The organism is Vibrio sp. 1874 (genome assembly GCF_033344395.1).
GTDB classification, from domain to species: Bacteria; Pseudomonadota; Gammaproteobacteria; order Enterobacterales; family Vibrionaceae; genus Vibrio; species Vibrio alginolyticus.
In genome coordinates, this window is the sequence record NZ_JAWPOR010000165.1 from 1 (window position 1) to 1,085 (window position 1,085).

The following is a 1,085-nucleotide window of genomic DNA, read 5'->3' on the forward strand; positions in this document are numbered from 1 at the left end:
TGAAAGACGTCATGATGTCTGCACCCGTCAATCGCTCTTCTACGAGGTAGGTTTTTCCTTCCAACGCTTGTTCGAAGTAGCTCAATACATTCATTGCTTCTTTGTCGGCGTATGCAGGCAAAAACTGCATCGAGTTTGGCTCTTTGCTGATGAATATTTTCAATAGCATCGGCAAAATAGCGGAGCTTTCTGCAAAGTGCATCCATTGTAAATATTCAGTATGCGCTTTTGTACCACGCTTAGGGGCAAGCGCTCCATCACTGTACTTTTCAATCAAGTATTCAGTCATGGCTCCTGATTCAATAATAAACTCACCATCATCTTCAAGGAGTGGCGACTTACCAAGTGGATGAACGCTCTTTAGTTCTGGCGGTGCCATGTAAGTCACTTTGTCACGAACGTAAGGCACGATTTCGTAATCCACGTTGAGCTCTTCAAGTAACCAGATAATACGCTTAGAGCGTGACTGATTCAGATGATGAAGTTTTATCATTTGTTATCCCTTCCTTATTGCGGGTTGTTATAGTGGGTCGTTGATTTTTACAACAAGCTTGCCAAAGTTCTTGCCTTCTAGCAGACCAATAAATGCCTCTGGCGCATTGTCTAGACCTTCTACTAGATGTTCGCGGTATTGGATCTTTCCTTCAGCCAACCACTGATTGATATCTTGAGCGAACTCACCGTAACGGTGACCGTAGTCATCAAAAATGATAAAGCCTTGTACCTTGATTCGTTTCGTCAGTAGTTTACCCATTAGCAGAGGTAGATGGTCTGTGCCTTCAGGTAATTCTGTTGCGTTGTATTGAGAAATCAATCCACACAAAGGGATACGCGCACTGGTATTGAGAAGTGGCATGACAGCTTCGAATACTTTGCCGCCTACGTTTTCAAAGTAAACATCGATGCCGTTGTAGCATGCATCTTTCAATTGTTGTTCGAAATCATCTGCTTTGTGATCGATACACTCATCAAAGCCTAAAACCTCTTTTGCGTAGCGACATTTTTCTTCGCCACCGGCGATACCAATTACGCGGCAGCCTTTGATTTTACCGATTTGACCAACTGGCGCGCCGACAGGTCCCGTT

2 protein-coding genes are annotated in these 1,085 nt (G+C 44.0%); both read right to left on the minus strand.

Annotation, left to right across the window (positions count from 1 at the left end; genetic code table 11):
* On the minus strand, positions 1-493 hold a 493-nt coding region (locus tag R8N46_RS25345; RefSeq protein WP_318189794.1), incomplete at its 3' end, for a glutathione S-transferase.
* Positions 494-520: 27 nt separating this feature from the next.
* A partial coding sequence (locus R8N46_RS25350; RefSeq protein ID WP_318189795.1) for a zinc-binding dehydrogenase occupies positions 521-1,085 on the minus strand: 565 nt, incomplete at its 5' end.